Annotated in this window: 18 protein-coding genes and 1 tRNA gene; 3 read left to right on the top strand and 16 right to left on the bottom strand. The window is 75.4% G+C overall.

Annotated elements, in window-relative coordinates; all coding sequences use genetic code 11:
- Positions 1-88 precede the first annotated feature (88 nt).
- Positions 89-808 carry a LuxR C-terminal-related transcriptional regulator gene (locus ACFW1I_RS08835; protein WP_384667648.1) on the bottom strand — a complete coding sequence of 240 codons (720 nt, stop codon included), beginning with the start codon at positions 806-808 and terminating at the stop codon, positions 89-91.
- A gap of 230 nt (positions 809-1,038) precedes the next feature.
- Complete coding sequence (locus ACFW1I_RS08830) at positions 1,039-1,839, bottom strand: helix-turn-helix domain-containing protein (protein ID WP_384667646.1); 801 nt, start codon at positions 1,837-1,839, stop codon at positions 1,039-1,041.
- Between the two features lie 67 nt (positions 1,840-1,906).
- Between ACFW1I_RS08830 and ACFW1I_RS08825 the strand changes: the two genes are divergently transcribed.
- The gene (locus ACFW1I_RS08825; protein WP_384667644.1) at positions 1,907-3,253 is read left to right on the top strand and encodes a beta-ketoacyl-[acyl-carrier-protein] synthase family protein; all 1,347 of its coding nucleotides are present in this window, start codon (positions 1,907-1,909) and stop codon (positions 3,251-3,253) included.
- 64 nt (positions 3,254-3,317) lie between these two features.
- Here ACFW1I_RS08825 and ACFW1I_RS08820 read toward each other — a convergent pair.
- The 4 genes from ACFW1I_RS08820 to ACFW1I_RS08805 all read right to left on the bottom strand — a co-directional run bounded on the left by ACFW1I_RS08820 (position 3,318) and on the right by ACFW1I_RS08805 (position 6,567).
- Positions 3,318-3,391 (bottom strand) — tRNA-Thr (locus tag ACFW1I_RS08820).
- A gap of 96 nt (positions 3,392-3,487) precedes the next feature.
- Positions 3,488-5,047 carry an alpha/beta fold hydrolase gene (locus ACFW1I_RS08815; protein WP_384667641.1) on the bottom strand — a complete coding sequence of 520 codons (1,560 nt, stop codon included), beginning with the start codon at positions 5,045-5,047 and terminating at the stop codon, positions 3,488-3,490.
- Between the two features lie 57 nt (positions 5,048-5,104).
- Positions 5,105-6,307 (bottom strand): DNA polymerase III subunit delta', encoded by a 1,203-nt coding sequence (locus ACFW1I_RS08810; protein WP_384667639.1) that lies wholly within the window; start codon positions 6,305-6,307, stop codon positions 5,105-5,107.
- 89 nt (positions 6,308-6,396) lie between these two features.
- Positions 6,397-6,567 (bottom strand): hypothetical protein, encoded by a 171-nt coding sequence (locus ACFW1I_RS08805; RefSeq protein ID WP_384667636.1) that lies wholly within the window; start codon positions 6,565-6,567, stop codon positions 6,397-6,399.
- 175 nt (positions 6,568-6,742) lie between these two features.
- Between ACFW1I_RS08805 and ACFW1I_RS08800 the strand changes: the two genes are divergently transcribed.
- Both ACFW1I_RS08800 and ACFW1I_RS08795 read left to right on the top strand, forming a co-directional pair.
- Complete coding sequence (locus ACFW1I_RS08800; RefSeq protein ID WP_384667633.1) at positions 6,743-7,975, top strand: sensor histidine kinase; 1,233 nt, start codon at positions 6,743-6,745, stop codon at positions 7,973-7,975.
- Positions 7,963-8,604, top strand: coding sequence for a response regulator transcription factor (locus tag ACFW1I_RS08795; protein ID WP_319009057.1), 642 nt, complete (start codon positions 7,963-7,965; stop codon positions 8,602-8,604). Before ACFW1I_RS08800 ends, ACFW1I_RS08795 begins: the two co-directional genes overlap by 13 nt.
- Here the strand turns inward: ACFW1I_RS08795 and ACFW1I_RS08790 are convergent.
- The 10 genes from ACFW1I_RS08790 to ACFW1I_RS08745 form a co-directional block, all read right to left on the bottom strand.
- Positions 8,594-11,014, bottom strand: a complete 2,421-nt coding sequence (locus ACFW1I_RS08790; RefSeq protein ID WP_384667630.1) for an FtsX-like permease family protein — start codon at positions 11,012-11,014, stop codon at positions 8,594-8,596. The two genes, ACFW1I_RS08795 and ACFW1I_RS08790, sit on opposite strands and share 11 nt — an antisense overlap.
- On the bottom strand, positions 11,011-11,880 hold the full coding sequence (locus ACFW1I_RS08785; protein ID WP_384667627.1) for an ABC transporter ATP-binding protein: 870 nt from the start codon (positions 11,878-11,880) through the stop codon (positions 11,011-11,013). Before ACFW1I_RS08785 ends, ACFW1I_RS08790 begins: the two co-directional genes overlap by 4 nt.
- A gap of 90 nt (positions 11,881-11,970) precedes the next feature.
- On the bottom strand, positions 11,971-15,324 hold the full coding sequence (tmk, locus tag ACFW1I_RS08780; RefSeq protein ID WP_384667625.1) for a dTMP kinase: 3,354 nt from the start codon (positions 15,322-15,324) through the stop codon (positions 11,971-11,973).
- A gap of 110 nt (positions 15,325-15,434) precedes the next feature.
- Positions 15,435-18,254 (bottom strand): type I DNA topoisomerase, encoded by a 2,820-nt coding sequence (gene topA, locus ACFW1I_RS08775; protein WP_384667622.1) that lies wholly within the window; start codon positions 18,252-18,254, stop codon positions 15,435-15,437.
- Between the two features lie 238 nt (positions 18,255-18,492).
- Positions 18,493-18,690 (bottom strand): hypothetical protein, encoded by a 198-nt coding sequence (locus tag ACFW1I_RS08770; RefSeq protein WP_384667619.1) that lies wholly within the window; start codon positions 18,688-18,690, stop codon positions 18,493-18,495.
- A gap of 163 nt (positions 18,691-18,853) precedes the next feature.
- Positions 18,854-20,416, bottom strand: coding sequence for a methyltransferase (locus tag ACFW1I_RS08765; protein ID WP_384667616.1), 1,563 nt, complete (start codon positions 20,414-20,416; stop codon positions 18,854-18,856).
- A 220-nt stretch (positions 20,417-20,636) separates the two neighbouring features.
- Entirely contained in the window at positions 20,637-21,287 is a 651-nt protein-coding gene (locus tag ACFW1I_RS08760; protein ID WP_384667614.1) for a small secreted protein, read from the bottom strand.
- Between the two features lie 162 nt (positions 21,288-21,449).
- Positions 21,450-23,783 carry a sodium-translocating pyrophosphatase gene (locus ACFW1I_RS08755; RefSeq protein ID WP_384667611.1) on the bottom strand — a complete coding sequence of 778 codons (2,334 nt, stop codon included), beginning with the start codon at positions 23,781-23,783 and terminating at the stop codon, positions 21,450-21,452.
- Positions 23,784-23,941: 158 nt separating this feature from the next.
- A complete protein-coding gene (locus ACFW1I_RS08750) occupies positions 23,942-24,412 on the bottom strand; it encodes an ATP-binding protein (RefSeq protein WP_384667609.1) in 471 nt (156 codons plus the stop codon).
- Between the two features lie 13 nt (positions 24,413-24,425).
- Entirely contained in the window at positions 24,426-24,779 is a 354-nt protein-coding gene (locus ACFW1I_RS08745) for an STAS domain-containing protein (RefSeq protein WP_030749286.1), read from the bottom strand.
- Positions 24,780-24,858: the final 79 nt, after the last annotated feature.

The raw sequence follows: 24,858 nt of genomic DNA, 5'->3' as shown, positions 1-24,858 counted from the left end.
TGGTGGGCCGGGGTGGGGGGGGGGCGCGGGCGGCGCCCCTGCGGCCCGGGGGGGGGCCGGTCCGGGCCGGGCGAACGCCGGGACGGTCTCAGACCCACTGGCGGCGGGCCGCCTCCACCCCCGCCTGGAAGCGGCTCTGCGCCCCCATCCGGGTCATGACTCCGGCGACGGTGCGGCGGATCGTCCGCACCGACAGGCCGGTGCGCCGCGAGATGCCCTCGTCGGTGAGGCCCTGGGCGAGCAGGAGCAGTGCCTCACGCTCCCGCACGTCCAGGCCCTCGAACCCCACGAGGCCCTCGCCGTCCGGCCCCGCCCCCTGTGGTCCGCCCTGATCCGCCGACGGCGGCGCGAACGGCCCTTCGCGCCGGCTCCACACCTGGTCGAAGAGGGCCTGGTACGCCCCCACCAGGGCCGGCCCGCGAAGCAGGGTCGCCGGGGCGGCCTCCCGCTCGGGGTCGGAGGGCACGACGGCGAGGTCCCGGTCGGCGACGGCCATCCACACGGACAGCCGGGGCAGCACCCGGATGCGGGCCCCGGAGGCGGCGAGACGGCGGGTGTCGGCGGCGTAGGCCGGGTCGCGGTCACCCTCCATCGGCTGGAGCACCCGGACCTGGGCCCCGCGCCGGACGATCTCCGCGCTGAGCAGGGTGGCCTGTTCGCGGACGCGGCGGTCGTACGGCCTGAGCGGCAGCGCGAGGCGCAGTTCCCGTACCGGCCGGCCGCGCAGGCCGCTCAACAGTCCGACGAGGTCGTCGGAGTCGGAAAGGAGACGCAGGGCGGGCGGCCGGATCGTCGATGACGCTGCCACGTCACGCCCCGCCCGGAAATCGATACGCGCTTTTAACGAAAGAATCCGTCACGGGTAACACAGAGAATCTCCCCCATCCGTCCGGGAATTCCCGGCGAGAGCCCCTGAACGACCCCACCGTTCCCCGGAACGCTGACCGAGATTGCAGCGCTTCCGATGCCTTGTCAACCGGCAAGAATTTGCCGGTATACGGCATCGAATTCCTGTGTACAGTGCAACGGGGACAAGCCCTAGACAGGCATCAGCGCCACGAAGCGGATGCCGGGGCGGTAAGCGGGGAGGAGGACCTGAGAGGTGACCACCAGCTCGGTCGACGAGACGTGCGGGAGCGAGAGACGAAACCTTCCGCCCTGCCGGAACGCGATGATGCGCGGACCCGCGTCCCACAGCTCCCGGCAGTCGGGGTCCCGCAGCGCCCCGGCGAGCAGGTCCGCCAGGATCGGGTCGTCCGGGTGCCGCACCAGTGTGAAGCGCAGCTGCGCCAGGTACAGCGAGGCCTGCTCGCGCCAGTCGACGAACCGTTCCCGCGCCGCCGGGCTCTCCAGGACCCATCGCATGAGATTGGCGCCCGGTTCCCGGACCCAGGGGAACCACGAGGCCATCGCGGCATTGTGGCCGACGATGTTCCACGCGTGGTCGGCGAGGTAGGCGGGGAACCCCTCCTGCGCGTGCACGAATTCCTTCAAGCGGGCGAGCCTGCCGTCGTCCTCCTTCGGCAGCCCCTCGTCCGACACCTCGGTCAGCCGGTACCAGTACAGCGCCGTGCGTTCGTCCGGCCCGAGGTCGAGAGCATCGGCGAGCCCGGTGAGCGTGTCGAGGGTGAGCGGGACCTGCGCTCCGCTCTCCAGCGCCCGGTACCAGCGCTCGCTCACTCCCATGCGGCGGGCCACCTCCCGCTGCGGTAACGGCTTGGCGCGCCCGAGACGGGCACCGGCCTCGGCCCGCCACGCCCTCAACAGGGCGGGCAGGTCTCCGAATTCGAGCCGGAAGTCCTCCGCGTCGGCGGTATTCGGATCGTTGCTGCGTCCCATGCGTCCCCCGCTCAATGCCGCGCTGCGGCTGTTGATCGATCAAATTCAATCACCCGGAAGGGAAACGATGGAAACGGGATACGGCGCCTCGGGCGCCTCGGGAACCCCCGGCTCCCCCGCGGCACCGGCCCCGCGCCGCGCCACCCGCCGGCACCCCCGGCGCGTGGTGGTGACCGGCCTCGGCGCGATCACCCCGCTGGGCCTCGGGCACGGCGCGCTCTGGGACGGGCTCCTCGCCGGCCGCAGCGGCCTCCGGCCGCTGACCGCGCCCGAGTTCGCCGATCAGCCGGTACGGATCGCCGGCACCGTCCCGGTCGACCCCGCCGACCTCCTGCCGGGGCCACGGGCCAGACGCATGAACCGGGCCTCCCAGTTCGCCGTCCTCGCGGCCCGCGAGGCGTGGCGGGACGCGGGCCTGGCGCCGGGCGGCACCCTGGAGAGCGGCCTCGACCCCGACCGGGTCGGCATCAGCCTCGGCACCATCATCGGCGGCGCCCCGGTGCTCGTCGCCGCCGACCGGCGGCTGCGGGAGCGCGGCGTACGGGGCGTCCCCCCGCTCACCGCCCCCATGACCGTCCCGTCACAGGCGGCTTCCCAGGTCTCGCTCGACCTGCACGTCACCGGCGAGGCCCGTACGGTCGTCAGCGCCTGCGCGTCGGGCAGCGAGGCGATCGGCCAGGCCGTCGACCGCATCCGCTCCGGCCACGTGGACCTCGCGCTCGCCGGCGGCGCGGAGGCGGCCGTCACCCCCGAGGTGATGGCGGCGTTCGCCGCGATGCGCGCTCTGTCGACGTGCAACGACACCCCCCAGCACGCCTCGCGCCCCTTCGCGAAGGACCGTTCCGGCTTCGTGAACGCGGAGGGCGCGGGCATCCTCGTCCTCGAGGCCGAGGAGCACGCCCTGGCCCGGGGCGCCCGGATCTACTGCGAGGCGGCCGGCTGGGGCCTCTCGGCCGACGCCCACCACCTCGCCGCCCCGGACCCCACCGGCCGAGGCGTCGCGACCGCCCTGCGCCGCGCCGTCGCCGACGCGGACGCCACCCTCGCCGACGTCGTCCACGTCAACGCCCACGCCACCGCCACCGTGGAGGGCGACCTGGCGGAGGCGGCCGCGCTGGCCCACGTCTTCGGCGACGCCGACGGCCGTGTCCCCATCCCGGTCACGGCTCCCAAGGGCGGCCTCGGCCATCTTCAGGGCGCGGCGGGCGGCGTCGAGGCCGTCGTCACCGCCCTCACCCTCCACCACGGTCTGATCCCGCCGACCCTCGGCTGCGACGACCCGGACGACGCGATCCCCCTCGACGTGGTCCGCGCCCTCCCCCGCCCGCTCCCCACCACCGGCGACCTGGCCCTGAGCAATTCCTTCGGCTTCGGCGGCCACAACGCGGTACTGGCCCTCCGCCGCACCTCCTGACCCTCCCCGCCCCCTACCGGAGAAACCGAAAGGGCCCGGTCGTGATCGACCGGGCCCTCATCGGAGCCGCCTTCGGGATTCGAACCCGAGACCTACGCATTACGAGTGCGTTGCTCTGGCCAACTGAGCTAAGGCGGCGCGCTGCGCGTCACCATGGTCGGTGCAGCAGCGTCGCCAAGTCTACACAGTTTCCCGGGGTGCTCCGACCAGGGTCGGAGCGGGCCGGGCCGGGGGTCATGAGCAGCGCTTTCCCTCGGTGGGCGGGGTGCCCTCCAGGAGGTAGGTGTTGATCGCGGTGTCGACACAGTCGCTGCCCCGGCCGTAGGCGGTGTGGCCGTCGCCCTCGTAGGTGAGGAGGGTGCCGGAGGAGAGCTGGTCCGCGAGGGACTCGGCCCACTTGTAGGGGGTGGCCGGGTCGCGGGTGGTGCCGACGACCAGGATCGGGGCGGCGCCCTCGGCGGTGATGCGGTGCGGGCGGCCGGTGGCCTCGGACGGCCAGTAGGTGCAGTTCAGGGCGGCCCAGGCGAGGCCCGTGCCGAAGACCGGGGACGCCTTGTCGAAGGACGGGACGGCCCGCGCCGCGCCGGCCGGGTCCTGGTAGGCGGGCGGCAGGTCCAGGCAGTTCACGGCGGCGTTGGCGAACATGAGGTTCGCGTACGAGCCGTCCGGCTCCCGCTCGTAGTAGCTGTCGGCCAGCGCGAGGAGGGCCGAGCCCTCGCCGCCGATCGCCCGGGTCAGCGCCTCCCGCAGCTGCGGCCAGGCGCCCTCGTCGTACATGGCGGCGATGACCCCGGTGGTGGCCAGGGACTCGCCGAGCTCGCGGTCCTCGCCGGTGGGGACGGGTTCCGTGTCCGTGGCGCGGAAGAACGTGCGGAGCGCCTCGCCGGCCGCCGCGACCGAACCCGTGCCGAGGGGGCAGTCGGGCCGGGTGACGCAGTCGGCGGCGAACGCCGTGAACGCGGTCTCGAAGCCGGCCGTCTGGTCCCGGTTGAGGTCGAGCGCCGAGAGGGACGGGTCCATCGCCCCGTCGAGGACGAGCCGGCCGACCCGGCCGGGGAACAGCTCGGCGTAGGTGGCGCCGAGGAAGGTGCCGTACGAGGCGCCGACGTAGTGCAGCCGCTCGTCGCCCAGCACCGCCCGCAGGATGTCCATGTCCCGGGCCGTCTCCACCGTGGAGACGTGCGGCAGGACCGCGCCGCTGCGCTTCTCGCACCCGGCCGCGAACCGCCGGAACGAGGCCGCCAGCGCGTCGACCTCCGCGGTGTCGTCCGGTGTCTGGTCGACCTGGGTGTACGTGTCCATCTCGGGGCCCGTCAGGCAGTCGACCGGCTCGCTGCGGCCGACCCCGCGCGGGTCGACGGCCACCATGTCGTAGCGGGCCCGCACCGGCTGCGGGTAGCCGATGCCGGCGTACCCCTGGAGGTAGTCGACGGCGGAGCCGCCGGGCCCGCCCGGGTTCACCAGGAGGGAGCCGATCCGCTGCCCGGGGCCGCTCGCCCGCACCCGGGAGACGGCCAGCTTGATCTCCGGGCCGTCCGGGCGCGCGTAGTCCAGCGGGGCGCGGAGCGTCGCGCACTGGAAGCCCTCGACGCCGCAGTCCCGCCAGGCGAGCCGCTGGCCGTAGTACTTCCTCAGCGCCTCGGGCGACGGCGACGGCGAGGCGACCGGGCGCGCGGTCGCGGACCCCCGCCCCGCCGGAGCGGCCGCGTCGCTCCCTCCCGTGCAACCGGAGAGGATCAGCCCGGCGGCGGCGAGCGCCGTGGCGGAGGTGCGGAGGAGACGCCTGGAGTCCATTCCCGGAGCGTATCCGGACGGGTACGCACCGTGTCCAATCGCCGGACCCGCGCGGGCTCAGCCCCGGAGGGCCATCGTCATCGCCTCGACCGCGAGCAGCGGCGCCACGTTCCGCTCCAGCGCCTCGCGGCAGGCGAGGACGGCCTCCACGCGGCGCAGGGTCCGCTCCGGGGTGGTGTCCCGGGCGATCCGCTCCACCGCGTCCCGCACGTCCTCGTTGGCCAGCGCCGAGCCGGTGCCGAGCTGGAGCGTCAGGACGTCCCGGTAGAAGCCGGTGAGATCGGTGAGCGCGAGGTCCAGGCTGTCGAGCTGGGTGCGCCGGCCCCGCCGCTTCTGCTTCTCCTCCAGCTCCTTCATCATCCCGGCCGTGCCGCGCGGCATCCGTCCGCCCTGCGCGGCGCCGAGCGCCGCCTTCAGCTCCTCGGTCTCCTTGGTGTCGATCTCCTCGGCGACCTGCTTCGCGTCCTCCGCCGCCGCGTCCACCAGCTCCTGCGCGGCCTTGAAGCAGCCGCCGATGTCCGCCACCCGCAGCGGCAGCTTCAGGACGACGGCGCGGCGGGCGCGGGCCCGCTCGTCGGTGGCGAGCCGACGGGCCCGGTCGACGTGCCCCTGGGTGGCCCGGGCCGCGGCGTGGGCGATCTCCGGCTCGATGCCGTCCCGCCGGATCAGCACGTCGGCGACGGCCGCGACCGGCGGGGTGCGCAGGGTCAGGTGGCGGCAGCGGGAGCGGATCGTCGGCAGCACGTCCTCGACCGAGGGGGCGCAGAGCAGCCAGACCGTGCGCGGGGCGGGCTCCTCGACGGCCTTCAGCACGGCGTTGGCCGACTTCTCGTTGAGCCGCTCGGCGTCGGTGACGAGGATGACCTGCCACCGGCCGTTGGCCGGCGAGGTGAAGGACTTGCGGACGGTGTCCCGCATGTCCTTGACGAGGATCTCCGTGCCGACGGCGGAGACCGTCGTCACGTCGGCGTGGGTGCCGACCAGCACCGTGTGGCAGCCGGTGCAGAAGCCGCAGCCCGGCGCCCCGCCGAGCGCCCGGTCGGGGCTCACGCACTGGAGGGCCGCCGCGAACGCGCGCGCCGCGTCGACCCGGCCCGCGCCGGGCGGGCCGGTGAAGAGCCAGGCGTGCGTCATCTTCGACGCCTCGGGGGCGGGCTCGCCCGCGGCCTGGGCGGTGACCAGCGCGTCGGCGTCCCGCGCGGCGGCGGCGAGCTGCTCCTCGACCCGCTCCTGTCCGACCAGGTCGTCCCATACGGCCATGTCTGCCCCTCCTGAAGGTACGCCCTCCATTGTGGGGCAGCCCTCCGACAACGCCCGCCGCCGACGACCTCGGGCGCCGGACCCCTGCCTCAGGCGGCGCGGCGCCGCGTGAACCACAGGACGGCGGCCGAGCCGAGGACGACGGCGCCGGTGACGACACTGGCGACGACATGGGCGGCGCCGGTGTAGCCGGAGAAGGTGTTGGCATAGACGTTGGCGACGACGGACACGGCGAGCAGCAGCCAGGCCAGGAAACGCACGGGGACCTCCGGAGGGACGGGCGGAGCGGTCGGACGGGCGCCGGGTCCCGCTCCTCCTCCCCCGGCCCTTCGATCCTCGCGCCCCCCGCACCCCCCGGTCGGCGGTACGCGCCCCCCTGTCCATGGTGGAGCCCGCTCCACCGCCGCCGGGCCGCCGGTCGCCTAGCCTGGACCCATGCGCGAGACGATCAAGGACGCGGCCGGCGCGTGGCACCACCTCCTGGTCGGGGCCGGCATCGCGCTTCTCGGCTACCTCATGGCCGGCGTCGTCGTCTTCACCGCCTTCCTCACCCTCACCGTCCTCGGCGCGGGCGTCCTCCCGGAGACCGTGCTGCTGCTGCGCCGGATCGCCTCCTGGGAGCGGCGGCGGACCGCCGCGCTGACCGGGACCGCCGTCCCCGAGGCGTACGCGCCGCTCGAAGGCCCCCTCCCCGCGCGCGTGCGCACCGCGCTCGACGACCCCGGCACCCGGCGGGACCTGCTCTGGCTCGCCGCCCACTCCGTCTACGGCATGGTCCTGTGGTGCGTCTCCCTGCCGCTGTGGGTCGTCGCGCCGCTCGTCGACGGCGTGTGGAGCGGCCTCGCCGGCCGGGCGCCCGTCGCCCTGCCGCTCTTCCGGCGGCTCGCCGCCCTGGAGGCGGACTGGGCGCGGACCCTGCTGACGCCGGCGCCGTCCGCCGCGCGGGACGCTGCGCTCGCCGCCCGGATCGAGCAGCTGACCACGACCCGGGCCGGTGCCGTCGCCGCGCACGGCGCGGAGCTGCGCAGGATCGAGCGCGACCTGCACGACGGCGCCCAGGCGCGCCTGGTGGCGCTCTCGATGCGGATCGGCCTCGCCCGCCGCGCGTACGACACCGATCCGGCGACCGCCCGCAAGCTGCTCGACGACGCCCAGGACCAGGCCGAGCAGGCGCTGGCCGAGCTCCGCCACGTCGTCCGGGGCATCCATCCGCCGATCCTCACCGACCGCGGGCTCGCCGGGGCGGTCCGCGCGCTGGCGGCCGGCAGCGCCCTGGACGTGACGGTCGCCGTGGACGGCCTGGAGGGCCCGGTGCCGGGAGCGGCGGCGGGGACGGCCGCCGACGCGCCCCGCGCGCCCGCCGCCGTCGAGGCCGCCGCGTACTTCGCCGTCGCCGAGGCGCTGACCAACGCCGCCAAGCACAGCGGCGCCGACCGGGCCGCCGTCGAGCTGGCCAGGACCCGCGGCGGCGTGCGCGTGGTGGTCCGGGACGAGGGCCGCGGCGGCGCCCGGGACGCCGGTGACCCCGGCACCGCCGCCGGGACCGGCGGCGGCTCCGGCCTGACCGGGATGCGCCGCCGGGTCGCCGCGCTCGACGGCACCGTACGCCTGACCAGCCCCGCAGGGGGACCGACCGTGATCGAAGTGGAGCTTCCGTGCGTGTGGTGATCGCCGAGGACAACGCCCTCCTCCGGGAGGGCCTGGTCCTGCTGCTGACCTCGGCCGGCCATGAGGTCGCCGGGGTGGCGACGACCGGACCCGAGATCCTGCCGCTGCTCCTGGAGCACCGGCCGGACGTCGCCGTCCTCGACGTGCGCCTGCCGCCCGGCTTCCGCGACGAGGGGCTGCGGGCGGCGCTCGCGGCCCGCGCCGAGCTGCCCGGGCTGCCGGTCCTCGTGCTCTCCCAGTACGTGGAGGAGACGTACGCCGCCGAGCTGCTGGGCGGCGGCGCCCGGGGCGTCGGCTACCTGCTGAAGGACCGGGTGGGGCGGGTGGACGAGTTCCTGGACGCCCTGGAGCGGGTCGCGGCCGGCGGGACGGCCCTCGACCCCGAGGTCGTCACCGAGCTGATGGCCCGCCGGCGCGACGACCCGCTCGACTCGCTGACGCCCCGGGAGCGCGAGTGCCTGGAGCTGATGGCCCAGGGCCACGACAACGCGACGATCGCCCGCACGATGGTGGTCACCGAGCGGTCGGTCCACAAGCACGTCGGCAACGTCTTCGCCAAGCTGGAGCTGCCGCCGAGCGACAGCGGACACCGCCGGGTCCTCGCCGTCCTGGCCTACCTCAACGCCTGACCGGCCCGCCCGCCGCACCACGGCCCGCGCCGCCGAGGACGCCCGCGTACGTCGTGACCAGGACCGTCCCCGCGATCAGCGCGGCCTGCGCGGGCGGCAGGTACGGCGGGCCGCCGGTCAGCGCCCACGCGAACGCGGCCAGCGGCAGGGCGGCGACCACCGCGCCCAGCAGCAGCCCGGTACCGGCCAGGAACCCGGCCTCCAGCAGCAGCATCGACCGCAGCTGGCGGCGCGAGGCGCCGACCTGGCCCAGCAGGGCGAGCTCGGCGCGCCGGCCGGCCGCGAGGAGTCGGAGCGTGCTCAGCACGGAGAGGACGGTGAGCACCCCGATCGCGGCGACGGCGGCGACCGACAGGACGGCCCCGGCCGCCGCCTCGTCCGCCTCCACCCGCTCCGGCGCGGGCGCCGGACGGGCCCCCGGCACCCGGGCGGCCCCGGGCCCGGCCAGCAGCACGCGCGCGGGGACCGGGTCGGTCATGTGCGGGGCGAGCCCGTCCCGCGGGAACAGGAACTCGCCGAGCGCGAGGGAGCGCGCGTACACCGCGACGACGGTCAGCCGGCGCGGGGCGCCGTCGCCCATCCGCAGCTGGACGGTGGAGCCGGGCCGCACGCCGAGCGCGTCCGCGCGGTCGGCGCCCACGGCGACCGTCCCGGGCCGGGCCAGCCCCGCGAGGTCCCCGGCGATGACGCCCGGGTCGAGCGTCCCGGCCAGGCCCTCGGGGTCCACCCCGAGCACCGGCAGCCGGTCGAGCCGCGGCGAGCCCGCCTCGGTGCCGGGCAGCACGACCGTGGACCGGAGGACTCCGGTGGCCGACGTCACCCCCGGCAGCCGCCGCAGCTCGGCCGTGGCCGGCCCGTCCCCGGCGCGGGGGACGAGCTCGTGGCCGGCGACGGTCGCCGCCCGCGCCTGGGCGGCGGCCTCGCGGTCGGCGGTGCTCCCGGCGGCGAGCTGGACGCCGGCGAAGGCGGTGACGAGGACGACGGGGGTGAGCGCGGCGCCGAGGGCCCGGGAGCGGGCCGCCGTCCCGGCCGCCACGAGATGGCCGGCCGCCCCGCCGGACCGGCGCAGCACCGGCCCCGCCACCCGCATCGCCGCGGCGGCGATCCACGGGCCGAGCAGGGCGCAGCCGGCGACCAGCGTGACGGTGGCCGCGCCGGCCGCGACGCCCGCGGCCTCGCCGGACTGGAGGGTGGCCGTGCCGGCCGAGCCGGCCCCGAGCACCAGCATGACCAGCCCGGCCCCGCGCCGCACGGTCCCGGAGCGCCGCCCGGCCCGCCCCGCGCGGCGCCCGTCGGACGTGGCGAGCGGCACCACGAGACGGGCCAGGCCCAGCGTCAGCCCGGCCGTCACGAGGAGGGCCGCGTACAGCCACGGCGGGGCCGGCAGTTCGAGGGCGGGCGGCAGGGCGCCCCGGGTGGCGAGCGCCGACCGGAGCAGCAGGAAGGCCGGTACGGCTCCGAGCGCGCCGAGCAGCGCCGCCGGGCCCGCCACGCGCGTGACCTCGCGGCCGACGGCGGCCCGGATCTGGCGGGGCGCGGCGCCGACGGCGTGCAGGAGGGCGCGCTCGGGGGCGCGTTCGGCGAGGGCCTGGGCGACGAGGGAGGACAGGACGAGGACGGTGACCAGCACGATCGTTCCGGCGACGGCGGCGAGGAGCTGGAGCAGGCCGTCGCGCGCGGGCAGCGCCCGCAGGTCCTCGGCGGCGCCCCGGCCGTCGCCGGTGAGGGCCCGCAGCCCCTTCCCGCCGGCGCCGGGCGTGGTGTCGAGGGCGTGGCGCACGCGCGCGTGGAGGGTGTCGACGGGGACGCCGGGCTCGCCGAGGACGCCGAGGGCGTCGTACGTCCCGGGGTGGCCCGCGAGCCGCCGGGCGTCCGCCGCGCCGAAGTAGAGCGCGCGGGGCCCGTCCGCGACGCCGACGACCCGGTACCCGGCGACGACCTGCCCGAGCTTGTCGGGGGCGCCGCCCGCGACGGTCTCGCCGGGGGCGGCGGGGGCGCGTCCGGCGGTGAGCCGGTGGCCGCCGAGGCGGGCCGCGTCCCAGGGGCGGCCGGTGTGCTCCCGTACCCGGAAGGCGTCGTCCGGCACGACGGCGCGCACGCCGGGCACGGCCCGGAGGGCGTCGGCGGCGGCCGCGGGCACCCGGACGCGTTCGGTGAGGCCGGCCGAGGCGGTCTGCGGTTCGCTGCCCCAGGGGGTGGCCGTGGAGCGGACCTCCTGGTCGCCGGCGACGACGACCGGCGCCGCCGCGTACCGCTCCACGCGCGCGTGGGCCAGGCCGAGGGACCCGGCGGTGAGCGCGAGCGCGCCGAGCAGCGCGGAGACGAGGGCGACGGCGGCGAAGACGGCCGTCCAGGCCCGCCGGTGGGCCCGCAGCGAACGCGCGGCGAGCAGCGCGACCCCGTCGTTCATCGCTCCCCCGGAAGGCCCGCGCCCGCCCCACCGGTCACGGTGGTCCCGCCGGTCGCACCGGTCGCGCTCCGGGTGTGGTCCACGCGCGCGTGGCGGCCGAGGACGGCCCTGGCGCCGGCCGCGTCGGGCCGCTCCAGACGGTCGACGAGCCGTCCGTGCGCGAGGAACACCACCTCGTCCGCCCAGGCGGCGGCGACCGGGTCGTGGGTGACCAGGACGACGGTGCGGCCGTACGCGTCGACGGCGTGCCGCAGCAGCGCGAGGACCTCGGCGGCGGTGACCGGGTCGAGGGCGGCGGTCGGCTCGTCGGCGAAGACGACCTCGGGTTCGGTGACGAGGGCCCGGGCGATCGCGACCCGCTGCCGCTGTCCGCCGGACAGCGTGCCGGGCAGGTCGTCCGCCCGGTCGGCGAGGCCCACGGCGGCGAGGCCGGCGAGGGCGCGGGCGTCCCCGCCGGACGTGCCGGCGAGGAGCAGCGGCAGGGCGACGTTCTCGCGCACGGTCAGCGCGGTGACCAGGTTCAGCGACTGGAAGACGAAGCCGATCCGGTCCCGGCGCAGTCGGGTGAGGGCGGCCGGCCGCAGCCGGTCCAGGTCGGCGTCCCCGATGCGCACGGTCCCGGAGGTCGGCCGTTCGAGCCCGGCGGCGCAGCGCAGCAGGGTGGACTTGCCGGAGCCGGAGCCGCCCATGACCGCGAGGAACGCGCCGCGCGGCACGGTGAGGCTCACCCCGTCGAGGGCGGCCCGTCCGCCGCCGGCCGGGCCGCCGTACCTCCGTACGACCCGGTCGAGCGCGACCGCCGTCCCCCCGGCCGCCGTCTCCGTCCGCGCGGCCGTTCGCTGCTTTGTGGCTGTGCCTCTCGTCATGGCCCCCACGCTAGGAATCCGCGGTGCGCGGCGGCAGGGTGGAGGCTGCCCGACCGGGGGTGGAGCGGACTCCACCCCCGGGTGCCGGGCTCAGCGGCGGCGGCGGGGGTCCTGCTCGTCGTCGTCGCCGCCGTAGCCGCCGAACAGCTCGTCCGCGAGCGTCGGCAGGTCGTCGAGCGGGGTCTCCTCGGCCCAGTCCGAGCGGCGGCGGGGCCGGCCCTGCTCGTCGAGCTGGGGCAGTTCGCGGGTGACGTCGTTCGACCCCGCCCGGCCGGCCTCCGGCTCGTCCCGGAAGAAGTCCCGCGGGACCCGGTCCGCCGGATCGGCCCGCCGCTCGTCCCGCACGGGCGGCAGCACGGCCGTCTCGTCGGGGGCCGCGTCGCGGACGGGCGGCAGCACGGCCGTCTCGTCCGGCGCGGTGTCGCGGACCGGCCGCAGCACGGTGGTCTCGTCCGTCGCGCGGCCGCCGACCTGCGGCAGGACCGCGGTCTCGGCCTCGGGGCGGCGCGGGTCCTCGGGGCGGACGACCGGGGTCGCCACGGTGACCTCGGTCGGCGAGACGGTCGGGGTGTCGCCCGCCGCCGGAGCCGTACCGGAGTCCTTGCCGAGGTTCACGACCGGCGTCTGGACGGTGACCTCGCCGGCCGACTCCTCGGCGGCCCTCCGCTCGGCGGCGGCGCGCTCGGCCGCGGCCTTCGCCCGCGCGGCCTGCTCCGCGGCGGCCTTCTCCTCGGCGGCCTTCGCCGCGGCCTCCGCGGCCGCCCTCTGCGCCGCGGCCTTCGCGGCCTGCTCGGCGGCGCGCTGCTGCGCGGCGGCGGCCTCCTCGGCGGCCTTGGCGGCGGTGGCCGCGGCGGCGAGCCGGCGGGCCTCCTCGGCGCGCAGCAGGGCCTCCTCGGCCTTGCGCTGCTTCTCCAGGCGGAGCGCCTCGGCCTCGGCGCGGCGCCGGGCCTCCTCCTCGGCCTGCAGGCGGAGCCGTTCCTCCTCCTCGCGGCGGGCCTTCTCCTCGGCCGCGCGCCGGCGGGCCTCCTCCTCGGCGGCGATCCGGGCCTCCTCGGCCTTCCGCCGGGCCTCCTCCGCCTGCCGCTCGGCCTCCAGGCGGCGCGCCTCTTCCTCCTCGCGCCGCTTGCGCTCCTCCTCCTCGGCGCGCAGCTTGGCGAGCTGCTCCTGGCGCTCGCGCTCCAGGCGCTCCTCCTCGGCCTTGCGGGCGGCCTCCTCCTCGGCCTTGCGCCGGGCCTCCTCCTCGGCCTTCCGGCGGGCCTCCTCGGCGGCCTTCACCTCGGCCTCGGAGAGGGGCAGCATCCGGTCGAGCCGGTGGCGCACGACGGTGGTGACGGCCTCGGGCTCCTGCCCGGCGTCGACGACGAGGTAGCGGCTCGGGTCGGCGGCGGCGAGGGCGAGGAAGCCGGCCCGCACGCGCGCGTGGAACTCCGGCGGCTCGGACTCCAGCCGGTCCGGCGCCTCGGTGAACCGCTCCCGGGCGGTCTCTGGGGAGACGTCGAGGAGGACGGTCAGGTTCGGCACGAGGCCGCCGGTCGCCCAGCGGGAGATGCGGGCGATCTCGGTCGGGGAGAGGTCGCGGCCCGCGCCCTGGTAGGCGACGGACGAGTCGATGTACCGGTCGGTGATGACGATGGCGCCGCGCTCCAGGGCGGGCCGGACCAGCGAGTCGACGTGCTCGGCGCGGTCGGCGGCGTACAGCAGCGCCTCGGCGCGGTTGGACAGGCCGGCCGAGGAGACGTCGAGCAGGATCGAGCGGAGCCGCTTGCCGATGGGGGTGGCGCCGGGCTCGCGGGTGACGACGACCTCGTGGCCCTTGGCGCGGATCCAGTCGGCGAGCGCCTGCACCTGGGTGGACTTGCCGGCGCCGTCGCCGCCCTCCAGGGCGATGAAGAAGCCGGTGGCGGACGGCGCCTGGGCGGGGTCGGCGCCGCGCAGCGCGTCGCGCAGGTCGCGGCGGAGCGGCACGCCCGCGCGGTCGTCGGTCCTGGCGAGGACGAGCGCGGCGACGGGCAGCAGCAGGGCGCCGACGAGGGCGAGGGTGAAGGCGGCGCCGCCGTGGTCGAAGACGAACTTCCCGGAGTCGGAGACGAAGCGGTGCGGGCCGATCGCGGCGGCGAGCAGCGGCGCGGCGAGCGCGCCGACGGCGATGCCCACGCGCGCGGTGGCCTGCAGGTGCGCGGTGGTGCGCTCCCGGCGCGGCTCCTCGGTCTCCTGGTCGACGAGGGTGTGCCCGGTGTTGGCGGCGACGCCGGCCGCGTATCCGGCGAGGACGGCGAGGAAGAGCACGGTCGCGGTGTCGGGCACCAGGCCGACGGCGATCAGGGCGACGCCGGTGACGGTGATCGCGAGGGCGAGGAGCCGGCGCCGGGAGAGCACCGGGAGCACGGAGCGCGCGGTGCGGATGCCGACGGCGGTGGCGCCGCTGAGCGCGAGCACGAGCAGGGCGTAGGTGACGGGGCCGCCGTCGAGGTCGTAGGCGTGCAGGGCGGCGAGCGACGCGGCGGCGCCGATGGCGCCGGCGACGGTGGCGCAGGCCAGGACGAGCAGCGGGACGGCTCCGGTGCGGCCCTTCTCGGCGGCGGGGCGGCGCAGCCCCTCCAGCGGCGAGCGGGGGCGCGGGGTCTGGCCGCCGGGCAGGGTGATCGCGGCGAGGACGCTGACGGAGGCGGCGAAGAGGCCGGCGGCGACGTAGGCGCCGAGGGCGGCCTGGTGGAGCGAGAACCAGTCGACGCCCGAGCCCAGCAGGTTGGAGACGAGGGTGGCGGCGAGCAGGACGGCGGCGGCGGCCGGGACCGCGAGGAAGGCGGTGCGCTGGGTGAGGGTGCGCAGGGCGCCGAGGTGGTCGGGGAGCGGCCGGACGGCGTCGCCCTCGACGGGCGCGGCGGGCAGCAGCGCGGGCGCGGCGCCGTCCCGGCAGACGGCCCACAGGCGCTCGGCGGCGCCGGTGAGGAACACCGTGCCGAGCACGAACCACAGGGCGTTGCCGGGGGTCCAGTCGATCCACAGGGGGGCGATGACGAGCAGCGCGATCCGCAGCCCGTCGGCGCCGATCATGGTCCACCGCCGGTCGAGGGCGGCGCCGGGCGCGGTCAGCGCGGTGAGCGGGCCGAGCAGGACGGCGCCGAAGAGGACGGTGGCGAGCAGCCGGGCGCCGACGACGGCGGCCACGGCGAAGGCGGCGCCCCGGTAGCCGCCGCCGAGGGCCCCGTCGGTCACCGCGGCCTGGAGGCCGAGGAGGACCAGGACGAGGAGGGCGAGGGCGTCGCCGACCCCGCCGACGGCCTGGGCGCTCCACAGCCTGCGCAGCGGCTGATGGCGCACGAGGGCCCGTACGGCACGCTCCCGGGAGTCCGCGACGAGGGCCGCGTCGGAGACGGGGGCGGCGCCGGGGGCGGGTGCGGCTTCGGAGTCGCCCAGAAGCTCTGGCTGCTCTGCTCGCGTCATCCGTCCACCCTATCCGGACGGCCTCGCCCACCGGGGCCGCGGCCGAACAAACGTGGGAAGGGCGGGAGCCCCGCTCCCGCCCTTCCCGTGCCGACCTGCGCCGCCGCGGACTACTCCGGCTTGGCCGCCGCGGCCTTCTTGGCGGCCGCCGTCGTCTTCTTGGCGGTCGTCGTCTTCTTCGCCGCGGTCTTCTTGGCCGTGGTGGTCTTCTTCGCGGCCGTCTTCTTGGCCGCGGTCTTCTTCGCCGGGGCCTTCTTGGCGGTCTTCTTCGCCGGTCCCTTGGCGCGCTTCTCGGCGAGCAGCTCGTAGCCGCGCTCGGGCGTGATCGTCTCGACGCTGTCGCCGGTGCGCAGGGTCGCGTTGGTCTCGCCGTCGGTGACGTACGGGCCGAAGCGGCCGTCCTTGACGACGACGGGCTTCTCGCTGACCGGGTCGGTGCCGAGCTCCTTCAGCGGCGGCTTGGCGGCAGCGCGGCCCCGCTGCTTGGGCTGGGCGTAGATCGCCAGCGCCTCTTCCAGCGTGATGGTGAAGAGCTGGTCCTCGCTGGTCAGCGACCGCGAGTCGGTGCCCTTCTTCAGGTACGGGCCGTACCGGCCGTTCTGCGCGGTGATCTCGACGCCCTCGGCGTCGGCGCCGACCACCCGCGGCAGCGACATCAGCTGGAGGGCCTGCTCCAGGGTGACGGTGTCCAGGGACATGTCCTTGAAGAGGGAGGCGGTGCGCGGCTTGACCGCGTTCTTGCCGGTCTTCGGGACGTCGTCGGGCAGGATCTCGGTGACGTACGGGCCGTAGCGGCCGGCCTTGGCGACGATCTGGTGGCCGCTGACCGGGTCGGTGCCCAGCTCGAAGTCGCCGCTCGGCTTGGCGAGCAGCTCCTCGGCGTACTCGACGGTGAGCTCGTCGGGCGCGAGGTCGTCGGGCACGTCGGCGCGCTGGTGGCCCTCCTGGTCCTTCTCGCCGCGCTCGACGTACGGGCCGTAGCGGCCGACGCGCAGCACGATGCCGTTGCCGACGGGGAAGGACGAGATCTCGCGGGCGTCGATGGCACCGAGGTCGGTGACCAGTTCCTTGAGGCCGCCGAGGTGGTCGCCGTCGCCGTTGCCGGCGTCGGCGGCGCCGCCGGTCGCCCCCTCGCCCTCGCCGAAGTAGAAACGCTTCAGCCACGGCACGGACTGGGCCTCGCCGCGGGCGATGCGGTCGAGGTCGTCCTCCATCTTGGCGGTGAAGTCGTAGTCGACGAGCCGGCCGAAGTGCTTCTCCAGCAGGTTGACCACGGCGAAGGAGAGGAAGGACGGCACGAGGGCCGTGCCCTTCTTGAAGACGTAGCCGCGGTCGAGGATGGTGCCGATGATCGAGGCGTACGTCGACGGGCGGCCGATCTCGCGCTCTTCCAGCTCCTTGACCAGGGTGGCCTCGGTGTAGCGGGCGGGCGGCTTGGTGGCGTGGCCGTCGGCGGTGATCTCCTCGGCGGCGAGCGCGTCGCCCTCGGCGACCTGCGGCAGGCGCCGCTCGCGGTCGTCGAGCTCCGCGTTCGGGTCGTCGGCGCCCTCCACGTAGGCCTTCATGAAGCCGTGGAAGGTGATCGTCTTGCCGGAGGCCGAGAACTCGGCGTCGCGGCCGTCGGCGGAGGTGCCGCCGATCTTGACGGTGACCGAGTTGCCGGTGGCGTCCTTCATCTGGGAGGCGACGGTCCGCTTCCAGATGAGCTCGTACAGCTTGAACTGGTCGCCGGTCAGACCGGTCTCGGCCGGGGTGCGGAAACGATCACCCGAAGGCCGGATCGCCTCGTGCGCCTCCTGCGCGTTCTTGACCTTGCCGGCGTAGACGCGCGGCTTCTCCGGCAGGTAGTCGGCGCCGTACAGCTGCGTCACCTGGGCGCGGGCCGCGGCGACGGCGGTGTCGGAGAGCACGGTGGAGTCCGTACGCATGTAGGTGATGAAGCCGTTCTCGTACAGCTTCTGCGCCACCTGCATGGTCGCCTTGGCACCGAAGCCGAGCTTGCGGCTGGCCTCCTGCTGGAGGGTGGTGGTGCGGAAGGGCGCGTACGGGGAGCGGCGGTACGGCTTCGACTCGACCGAGCGGACGGAGAAGCGGGTGTCGGCGAGGGAGGCGGCGAGCGCGCGGGCCTTCTCCTCGTCGAGGTGGAGCACGGTGTCGCTCTTCAGCCGGCCGTCGGCGCCGAAGTCACGGCCCTGCGCGACGCGCTTGCCGTCGACCGCGGCGAGGCGGGCGGTGAGGGACGAGGGGTCGCTCGGGTCGCCGGCCCGGCCGGTGGAGAAGGTGCCGGTGAGGTCCCAGTACTCGGCGGAGCGGAAGGCGATGCGCTCGCGCTCGCGCTCGACGACGAGCCGGGTGGCGACGGACTGCACGCGGCCGGCGGAGAGGCCGCGCATGACCTTCTTCCACAGCACCGGGGAGACCTCGTAGCCGTAGAGGCGGTCGAGGATGCGGCGGGTCTCCTGGGCGTCGACCATCCGCTTGTTCAGCTCGCGCGGGTTGGCGACGGCGGCCTGGATCGCGTCCTTGGTGATCTCGTGGAAGACCATCCGGTGGACCGGGACCTTGGGCTTGAGGACTTCCTGGAGGTGCCACGCGATGGCCTCGCCCTCGCGGTCCTCATCGGTGGCGAGGAAGAGCTCGTCGGACTCGGCAAGCAGGTCCTTGAGCTTCTTGACCTGCGCCTTCTTGTCCGCGTTGACGACGTAGATGGGCTGGAAGTCGTGCTCGACGTCGACGCCGAGGCGGCGCACCTCGCCGGTGTACTTCTCCGGCACCTCGGCGGCGCCGCTGGGGAGGTCACGGATGTGCCCGACGCTCGCCTCGACGACGTAGCCGGGGCCGAGGTAGCCCTTGATCGTCTTCGCCTTGGCAGGCGACTCGACGATGACGAGTCGGCGGCCGCCGTGTGCGGTCTCGCTGGTCGGGGACAACTTCGCTCTTCTCTCCGGTCGACGCGGTCTGCGCTGGCACGCACGTCAGCGACACGCACGGTGACGCTGGCGTCGCTGCGGAGTGTGACGGTACAACCCGCCCCCGTGTCAAACAGGGAAAGCCCGCAACGGCCACTCGAACGGTAACCCGACTCCTGCCCTTCCTGCCGCCCGGACTGCCGGACCGGCGGGGCGGTTCGATGTGGGGCGGGTCTCAGCGGGTGGCGCGGGCGGCGGCTCAGAGGCGCCCGAAGCACCAGAGGCCGAGGCCGAGGAAGAGCGCCCCGGCGAGGCCCGCCAGGGTGGCGGCGGCACGGGGCGCGACGCCGAGCGCGACCGGCTCGCCCTGCCGGACCCGGACGGTGGTCCACAGCAGCAGAGCGCCTCCGAACAGCGTGAACGCCGCTCCCGCGAAGATCGCCGGCCCGCTCTCCATGCCCGTACCCGCTTCCCGTCCCGGCGCCGTGCCCGCGCGGTGCCCGTCTCCCCGATGTGTCCTGGAAGGGAGGCTGACACCTCCCGGCGTCAGGGACGCGAATTCCGGGTGAACGACGCGGGCCGGGCCGTACGGTTTCACGAAGATGGCCGGTAGTGCCCCACTACTCCGCGACCGGCCCCTCCTCCGGAAGCAGGGACTCCGGAGTGAGGAAGCCCTCCTCCACGAGGAGGCGGATGGACTGCGGCGTGCGGTCCCGCAGCAGCACCGGGTCCTCGCCCATGAGCTGGGCGATCGCGTCGAGGATCCGGCCGGCGCTGAGGGTGCCGTCGCAGACGCCCGCGAACCCGGCGCCCACGTGGTCGACCCGGGTGGCGCGGCGCATGCCCCGGTTCTGCCGGAGGACGACGTGCTCGGGGTCCTCGGCGCCGGGCAGCCCGACCTGCTCCTGGACCACCTCGGGGGCGAGCGTGAAGCTGTCCGCGAGCAGGGCCGCGTCGTCGTGGGTGCGCAGGTAGTCCTGGCGCTCGAAGTGGGCGCGGACGGCCGGGCCGAGCGGCTGCTCCACCGGGTGCGGCCACTCCTCGATCACGATCGACGGCTCGGCCTTCCCGGCGGCCACCGCCGGGTCGCGGCGCAGGGTGATCCAGCCGAAGCCGATCGACCGGGTGCCGCTCGCCTCGAAGGCGTCCAGCCAGCGGTCGTACGCCGCCGCGTACGCCTCGGGGTCGCCGCGGTGGTCGCCGCTGTCGCGCAGCCACAGCTCGGTGTACTGGGTGACGTCCTGCACCTCGCGCTGGACGATCCAGGCGTCGCAGCCGCGCGGCACCCAGGAGCGGAGCCGATCCTGCCACTCCTCGCCGTCGACGTGCTGCCAGTTGGCGAGGAACTGGGCGTACCCGCCGTCGTTCAGCCGCTCGCCGGCCTGCTGGACGAGGGTGCGGCACAGGTCGTCGCCGCTCATCCCGCCGTCCCGGTAGGTGAGGCCGGAGCCGGGGGAGATCACGAACGGCGGGTTGGAGACGATCAGGTCGTACGTGTCGCCGTCGACCGGCTCGTACAGCGAGCCCTCAAGCAGCTCGGCCTCGCGGGCCCCGGAGAGGGCGAGCGTCAGCCTGGTGAACTCCAGCGCCCGCGGGTTGAGGTCGGTGGCGGTGACCAGGGTGGTGTGCTGGGCGGCGTGCAGGGCCTGGATGCCGGAGCCGGTGCCGAGGTCGAGCGCGGCGGCGACCGGGGTGCGGACGGTGATGCCGGCGAGCGTGGTGGAGGCGCCGCCGACGCCGAGGACGACGCCCTCCTCCTTGGAGCCGATGCCGCCGGCGCCGCCGACGGCACAGCCCAGGTCGGAGACGATGAACCAGTCCTCGCCGGCCGGGCCGCCGTACGGCCGGACGTCGACGGTGGCGCGCACGGCGCCGTCCTCCTCGACCACCCAGCCGTCGGCCAGGGCCTCCTTCAGCGGGAGGGCGGCGGCGGCCCGGGCGGGCTCAACGGCCCGCTGGAGCAGGAAGAGCCGGACGAGGGTCTCCAGCGGGGAGTCGCCGCGGGTGGCGCGCAGGGCGGGCACGGTCTCGCTGCGGGCGAGCGCCGCGTAGGCGGGGGCGCCGAGCCGGTCGAGCAGACCGTCGGCGGTGAAGTCCGCGGCGAGCAGGGCCTCGCGCAGTCGGTCGGCGTGCGCGGGCACCGGAAGGCTGGTGGTCAGGCTGGTCGTACTCACGCGTCCCATTGTGACCGCCACCCCCGACAGCCCGGGCACCGACAGTCCGGGCGGACCGGCCCGGGCGCGGGCGATCCGGACGGGTGTGGTCCGGGCGCGGGCGATCCGGACGCGTGTAGGCCGGGCGCGTGGAATCCGGGCGGACGCGACGTCCGACGGGGGCTCGCCGCCCCGCCCCGCGCCGCGGCGGGCGGCCGTGTCGGCGCGGGGGGGCGAGGCACCCGGGGTGTTACTCCGAGGAGGCCGACGCCTTGGGCTTCGGGGACGCGGAGGTGGTCGGCGTGGCCGTGGCGCCCGCCTTCGGGGAGGCGGAGCCGGACGGCGTCTTCGGCACCGACGGGGTCGGCTTCTGGCAGCCCGGCTGCTTGGCCATGGCCTGGCCCAGCTCGCCGTTCTCCAGGTTGGCCAGCGCGTTCTGGTCCATCTTCTCGATCTTGGTGAGGCCGTCGGCGACGTCCTTCAGCCCCTCGGCGAACTTCTGCTGGTTCGTCGGGTCGAGCGCGTCGACCTGCTTCTTCAGCCCGTCGTAGGCGAGCGCGGTCGCGTTGAGCTCGGCAATGACGTCCTTCTGGACCTTCTCGCCGTTCTCGATCGGCGGGACGCCGGCGGTCTCCACGGCCTTGGCGAGCGCCCGGTCGGCGTCCGCGATGTCCTTGAACGCCTTGGAGTCGGCGGCCTGGATCTCCGCCGGACGGCTGTCCGCCGCGGTCGAGATGATGATCTGGTGGGCGTCGGCCCGCTTCTGGATCTGCGGCTTCGCCTGGTCGCAGAACGACTTGGCCCAGTCGTTGACCTTGTCGCCCTCGTCCTCGCTGCAGCCGGACAGCACGAGCACCAGTACCGCACCGCCGGACAGCGCTGCCGCAAGCTTCTTGTTCACCGGATCGGTCCCTTCCAAGACTCTCGGCCCCGGAACATACACGCCGCGCGGACGACTTCCACCTTTCGTGCGAGGGATTCCTCCCGTGTTGAATCCGTTTGAACCAAGCGGCGCCGGGCCTCCAGGGGGCCCGCGCGCCACGGAAATGAGACGGACGCCACGTCAGGCGACGGCCACCGGACGCCGTTTGGAGGCGCGGACGGCGACCGTGACGACGAGCAGCGCCAGGACGGCGATCCCGGCCCGCGCCCAGGGGTTCGCGTCCTCGCCGTAGCCGAACCGCACCACCGCCGGGGCGATCAGCAGCGCCACCAGGTTCATCACCTTCAGGAGCGGGTTGATCGCCGGTCCCGCGGTGTCCTTGAACGGGTCGCCGACGGTGTCGCCGATCACCGTCGCCTCGTGCGCCGGGCTGCCCTTGCCGCCGTGATTGCCGTCCTCGACCAGCTTCTTCGCGTTGTCCCAGGCGCCGCCGGAGTTGGCGAGGAAGACCGCCATCAGCGCGCCGGTACCGATCGCCCCCGCGAGGTAGGCGCCGAGCGGGCCGACGCCGAGCGCGAAGCCGACGGCCACCGGGGCGGTGACGGCGAGCAGCCCGGGCGTGGCGAGTTCGCGCAGCGCGTCCCTGGTGCAGATGTCGACGACCCGCCCGTACTCGGGGAGTTCGCTGCCGTCCATGATCCCGGGGTGCTCGCGGAACTGCCGCCGCACCTCGTACACCACCGAACCGGCCGACCGGGAGACCGCGTTGACGGCCAGTCCGGAGAAGAGGAAGACGACGGAGGCGCCGAGGATCAGTCCGACGAGGTTGTTGGGCTGGGAGATGTCCATGGAGAGCGTCAGCTCGCCGGCCCTGGCGCCGACCTCGGCGACCGAGGTGGCGATGGCGTCCCGGTACGAGCCGAAGAGCGCGGCGGCGGCGAGGACGGCGGTCGCGATCGCGATGCCCTTGGTGATCGCCTTGGTGGTGTTGCCGACCGCGTCCAGCTCGGTGAGGACCTGCGCGCCGGCGCCCCGGACGTCCCCCGACATCTCCGCGATGCCCTGCGCGTTGTCGGCGACCGGGCCGAAGGTGTCCATGGCGACGATCACGCCGACCGTGGTGAGCAGCCCCGTCCCGGCGAGCGCGACCGCGAAGAGCGCCAGCATCACGGAGGCGCCGCCGAGCAGGAAGGTCCCGTAGACGGCGAGGGCGATGAGCAGCGCCGCGTACACGGCGGACTCCAGGCCGATGGCGACGCCGGCGAGGACGACAGTGGCGGGGCCGGTGAGGGCGGACCTGCCGATGTCCTGGACGGGTCGGCGGCCGGTCTCGGTGAAGTAGCCGGTGAGCCGCTGGATGAGCGCGGCGAGCAGGATCCCGATGGCGACGGCGACGAGGGCGAGCACCCGGGGGTCGCCGTCGTGGCCGGTCAGCCCGGGTTCGGTGACCCCGTCCAGTCCGGCGTAGGACGACGGCAGGTAGACGAAGGCGGCGACCGCGACGAGCACGAGGGAGACGACGGCGGAGACGAAGAAACCACGGTCGACGGCGCGCATCCCACCGCGGTCGGAGCGCCGGGGGGCGACGGAGAGGATGCCGATGACGGCGGTGAGGACCCCGATCGCGGGCACGATCAGCGGGAAGACCAGGCCGTGGTCGCCGAAGGCGGCCTTGCCGAGGATGAGGGCGGCGACCAGGGTGACGGCGTACGACTCGAAGAGGTCGGCGGCCATGCCCGCGCAGTCGCCGACGTTGTCGCCCACGTTGTCGGCGATGGTGGCGGCGTTGCGCGGGTCGTCCTCGGGGATGCCCTTCTCGACCTTGCCGACCAGGTCGGCGCCGACGTCGGCGGCCTTGGTGAAGATGCCGCCGCCGACCCGCATGAACATGGCGATGAGGGCGGCGCCGAGGCCGAAGCCCTCCAGGACCTTCGGCGCGTCGGCGGCGTAGACGAGGACGACGCAGGCGGCGCCGAGCAGTCCGAGGCCGACCGTGCACATGCCGACGACGCCGCCGGTGCGGAAGGCGATCCGCATGGCCCGGCGGGCGGCCTCCGCGGGGTCCCGGCCGGGTTCGCCGGGGGCCGGGGCGGCCTCCCGGGCGGCGGCCGCGACCCGGACGTTGGCCCGCACGGCCAGCCGCATCCCGACGTATCCGGTGACCGCCGAGAACAACGCCCCGACCAGGAAGAACAGCGAGCGGCCGGCCCGCTGCGACCAGGAGTCGGCGGGCAGCGCCATGAGGAGGAGGAAGACGACGACGGCGAAGAGCGCGATGGTACGCAGCTGGCGGGCGAGGTAGGCGTTGGCGCCCTCCTGCACGGCGGCGGCGATCCGCCGCATCACCGGGGTGCCCTCGTCGGCCTTGAGCACCTGGCGGCCGAAGAGCCGGGCGGTGACCAGTGCGGCGAGGGCGACACCGGCGACGACGGCGACGATCGTCCGGTTCCCGCTGGTGAGCACCGCCGCGGCGAGGGCGGCGGGGGCCTGGGCCAATTCCGGTTGCGGGTGCATGGGCACGGATCATAGGCAGCCGAAGCGGGACAAACCGGATCCCTGGGGCGGCACCCCGGCGGAATCCATCGATTGCCCCTGGGGCCGGCCCGGAACGCGCGAAGAGGCCCCGCCGTCCACGGCAGGGCCTCTTCGCGTACGTCTCCGGGGGCGCGGCGTCAGGACAGGACGTCCGCGTCCGCCTCCGCCGGGGTGGTGGGCCAGCTCATCCTGATGGTCCCGCCGTCCTCGCCGGCGGTCACCTCGACGTCGTCGACGAGCCCGCGGATCACCGCGAGGCCCATCTCGTCCTCGCCGCCCGCCTCGGCGTCCTCGGCGGTCTCCCCCGGGGCCTCGGCGCGCGCGCCGGGAACACCGGCGGCACCCGCCGCGCCCGCACCGGGCACCTCGTCGCCGACCTCGATGGAGAACGTCTTCTCCTCCTCGGTCAGCACGACCCGGATCGGCGTGGTGAGGCCGTTGCTGCGGTGCAGCCCGACCGCACGGGAACACGCCTCGCCGACGGCGAGCCGTACCTCGTCGAGAACCGCCTCGTCCACCCCGGCCCGGCGGGCGACCGCGGCCGCCACCAGGCGGGCCGTGCGGACGTGCTCGGGCTGGGCACTGAAGCGGAGTTCAACGGTGGCCATGGGATCCCCCCGGTCAGTCGACCGCGTTGACGGCCTCGTCGACCGAGGTGTGGATCGGGAAGACCTTGGTGAGGCCCGTGATCCGGAAGATCTTGAGAATGCGCTCCTGGTTGCAGACCAGGCGCAGCGAGCCCTCGTGCGCGCGCACGCGCTTCAGGCCGCCCACGAGCACGCCGAGGCCGGTGGAGTCGAGGAAGTCCACCCCCTCCATGTCGACGACCAGGTGGTAACTGCCGTCGTTCACCAACTCGACCAACTGCTCGCGCAGCTTGGGCGCGGTATAAACATCAATCTCGCCACCGACCTCGACGACCGTACGGTCGCCGCCAGCTCCGGGCACAGTGCGAGTCGACAGGGACAGGTCCACGGATCCTCCAGCACCTTGCTATCGGGCGTTCGCCCCCTCGGATCTCCCGGGCGGAGTCGGAGAACGAATCGCCAGCCGC

Source organism: Streptomyces sp. NPDC058955, from assembly GCF_042741435.1.
Taxonomy (GTDB): domain Bacteria; phylum Actinomycetota; class Actinomycetes; order Streptomycetales; family Streptomycetaceae; genus Streptomyces.
The sequence above is the reverse complement of the archived record's forward strand: the minus strand, read 5'-3'. Positions and strand labels throughout refer to the sequence as shown.